The sequence below is a fragment of the Corynebacterium sp. zg254 genome (assembly GCF_024701495.1).
Lineage (GTDB): Bacteria > Actinomycetota > Actinomycetes > Mycobacteriales > Mycobacteriaceae > Corynebacterium > Corynebacterium zhongnanshanii.
Genome location: NZ_WIAR01000006.1, coordinates 1 through 3,887, shown reverse-complemented (window position 1 = coordinate 3,887; position 3,887 = coordinate 1). Strand labels below are relative to the sequence as shown.

2 protein-coding genes and 1 pseudogene are annotated in these 3,887 nt (G+C 57.7%); all 3 read right to left on the bottom strand.

Features of this window, described 5'->3' with window-relative positions; all coding sequences use genetic code 11:
• Positions 1 to 1,871: pseudogene (locus tag GC425_RS09875) on the bottom strand (hypothetical protein); the annotation flags it as partial.
• 610 nt (positions 1,872 to 2,481) lie between these two features.
• Positions 2,482 to 2,781, bottom strand: coding sequence for a hypothetical protein (locus GC425_RS09870; RefSeq protein WP_151844926.1), 300 nt, complete (start codon positions 2,779 to 2,781; stop codon positions 2,482 to 2,484).
• Between the two features lie 42 nt (positions 2,782 to 2,823).
• Positions 2,824 to 3,666, bottom strand: a complete 843-nt coding sequence (locus GC425_RS09865; RefSeq protein ID WP_231699820.1) for an MspA family porin — start codon at positions 3,664 to 3,666, stop codon at positions 2,824 to 2,826.
• Between the last annotated feature and the right edge of the window lie 221 nt (positions 3,667 to 3,887).

The following is a 3,887-nucleotide window of genomic DNA, read 5'->3' as shown; positions in this document are numbered from 1 at the left end:
AGTACTGCTGTTGCGATGACTGGTGCGACTGCGCCTAGGGCTGCTCCTGCGGCGATTCCGGCGGCGGTTCCGATGGCGTTGGTGGTGTAGGCTTCGGTGGCATCCATCCCCGCACGCCGATCACTTTCCGCACCGATCACCCCACCAACAACACCCAGGGCACGCCCACCGATACGCGCCGCACGAGCCACATCATCAGCACCCCCACCCACAGCCTCCGCCGACTTCTCAGCTAACCCAAAATTCGTATCATTAGCCACACCATAAATAGCCGTGCCCGTATCCGACTTCGACCACCCAAAATCCATCCCACCATCATCCCCACCAGTGGATACGTCATCACCCTGCCTAATCGGTTGAGTCAGCAGAATATCCGATGCTGCGCCTGCCCGATGATCCAGCTGGTGAACCTTCACCGGTGTTCCATGCCCGACCACAACCGGATCACCAGGAGTTGCAACCGGCATCACATGCACACGACCATCAGCAGGAGAGCTTATTTCCTGCACCCCCTCCTGCACCTGCTGCACCACCGTGCCATCCGAACGCACAAACACTTGACGGGTCTGACCAGCACCCGCATCATACGTCTGTGACTCCACCACCGGCCGATCACCCACCGAACCAGACCGCGGCGCCGGGAAATACCTCGTCCGACGATCCCCCTTCACCACCGTCACAGAACCATCACCGTGACGGATAACATCCGTCCCAGCCGGCGCTCCGGCGGGATAGACCCCATCGATAAAACCATCTTTATTACGCGTCACAGCATCACCTTCAGCAGAGATCTCACACACAGGATGCTGTGCCCGCTGATCTCCACGGTGGACTGTCGTTTCTACCGGCAGCTTACGACCGGTAACTGCCTGCTGGTACTCCTCCTCAGGAGTGTAGATACCCCGGCCACGACGTTGTGCTGCCTGGTGCTGCGCACGTCGTTTATTACGCTCCTGACCTGCAGCATCCTCAGCCGTGACCGGGCCGATAAATCCTGGCTGGCGGGTCGGCAACTGTTGGTCTTTCCGTCGCTGCTGCGTTGCAGACTCCTGACCCGACGGCCGATGACTACGCTGAGGCCTTGCCTGTGTATGAGCCTGCCGGGTCTGTGATGGGCCCTTCCTCGACGACGTGTGGCGCTGACCTGACTGAGCACGTTGCCTGCGCACAATATCTCCCGCATCCGGGCCAACAACCGACCCAGACGTTGGCGATGTTTTACGCCGCTGGCCCACCCCACCACGTTTTTCTCGTGGATCAGCCACAATCGGATACACCGCCTGCGCATCAGGTGCTACCTTCTGCACCAACACTCCCTGATCATTATCCACCTCATACCACGTAGGCACCGGGCGTCCCATAGCATCCACCGCCCACGGTGGCTGCACATGATCGACCACCGCCCCCGACGAATCCACAACATCCACACCCCCATCCTCACGAGCAATCATCCGCCCACCATCAGGAACATCCATCTCAAACCGATGCTCATGCGGTGCCGAGTCATCCGGCACCACCATAAAACGCTGCCGATCCCCATCCGGACGTACCCACCCCAGCTCCCACACATCAGATGCTGTGCCACGACGACGCGCCACAACAGCACCCACCGCTCCCATCATCACAGCAACAGCCCCACCCACAGCAGCAAGCACATCCCCCTGACTGGAATGACCCCCCTCTAGCATCCCCACGCCGGAAGTACCACCAGAAACTTCTGCATCCTCTGCAGCCCTAGAGCTGCTCGCCTCTGCATCATCACGAACAACCCCAGGGGAAGAATTATCCTCAGAACCTCCATGATTGATACGACGAGAAGTATCCCTCGGATCAGTAGGCTTCCCACTGCCATCAACAGTCTGCTCGTGCACGTTTGCTACCTCATGAGCACGCTCACCAGCAGCAACCCCGTCACTCGCACGAGCAGAATCATCACCTCGTGTCGGTGTATTACCTACGGTAGGTCCACTATGCTCAGGAACACGCACATTCGACCGGGCTGAATCCCGCGCAGATACACCTGATGGAACAACCGGAGATACCTCGCTATGAGGCCCACCCACCGACTGGCCATTATCACTCCACCCCACCTGCGGGCTAGTGCCATCACCACCACCCGACCACCGATCGGGCCTCGAACTATCCCCCATTCCCGATGCGCTACCCGGCTTACCAGACGTCCCCGCATTCACACCCGGCCCACCGACACACCGATATGCCGGCCATGGCGCCGGTGATGGGACCTGCTGCCCTGGATGCGATGCCTGCCATACTGCCTGCTGGGCACTGTTATACTGCGCCGTCTCACGCTCGCACCGCTGCTCAGCAGTCTCCGCAGACGCAAACCCCAGATCAACGACCCATGGCCCACCCAACAACACCATGCAGGACGCGACCGTACAACAGCCACCCACCTTCAACAGCACCTGATGCCCGTACCGCACCCACCGTGCCCCACCATGACGGTGTCGCTGCCTCACCTTACTGTCCCTTCGCCGCGTGCCACACCGACATCACACCAGAACTAACCAAGCCGCCGGCCAGCATCATCCACAGCATAAAAGGAAGCATCACCACAAACGGACCATGCTCCACCATCCACACCCCTAAGCGCGGCATCACAGCGACACCAGGCAGCAACAACATCGCACCAGCCATAGCAGTAACAACACCACGAGCAACATCACGACCTGACGGCCCCTCAGACACTCCAGAAGCAGCACGCTCTACACCACCGCCAGACGGAAACTCTTCACCAAGCACCGATACATCATCTGACATGATTGTTCTCCCCACACTCCACGGCTTCATTCGCCTATTTCTTTAGCGAATGCGACGCGCATCGCCATACACCGCAACAGAGTCAACACTGGTATCAGTCACAGTCGACAAAGACACATATGAACGAATAGATACAGGTCCCGCACAACCATTAATCTGCATATGCGCACCCGTAAAACCACCAGCAGCACGCTTCTTATCCAAGTTCATGTCATAGCCTGCCAACGTCACATTAGTAACCCCACCAGGCTTCAAAGAAAAGTTCACAGTAGGAGCAACCTCAAACCGTGAATCCGCTTTAGCCTCAGAATTAACCTTCGCCCCAAACTTCGCTCCCGCATCCCCCTTAGCATCAGCACCAACAGTGCCACTACCATCAGGAAGGCTCACCTGCACACTCGGACCAGCCTGAACACCCGCATCCACACCAGCCTCAGCCGAGGGCGCAACACCCACCGACGGCGACACCCCAGCAACACCAGCTACCTGAACATCAGCACCATCGGAAACATCCACACCACAGCCAATCTGATAACCCGTTTCAAAAAACGCACCAGTCAACTCTTCATCCGATGCACCATCAATCCAGCTACGGCCACTTAACGAACCAAATGCCTCACCAGTAGTCACACCGCCATCCAACGCGGGAGCGAAATTAATCGCCTCATTAACCTTATCCACATGCAACACCCACCCATCAGCAGTAGTGCGCGCGACATGCCGATCAGCAATATCACGTTCACCACCAACGACAGGACCCGGATAAGGAAACTCCACCACAGGAACCCACGCCGGCAATGCCATAGCCGATCCGGCTCCAGTAATCACCGCCATACTGGCCGCCGAACACGCAACAACACCACGAACGAACGAGGACAATTTCACGACAATCCCTCTCTTCATATGATCCAATGAGATCTAAATCACTACGGAACTATAAAAACCCTCTCACGAAAAAACAACTACCGCTGCACTAATGCTAACCCCGCCTCTTGTATTTCTCGCACAGAAACAGCGACCTTAAATCCACATGACCAGGCATTTCCCCGACAGGCAGACACACATTCCACCACCCCCGCAACACAACACCCCTTCAACGCGCCGAC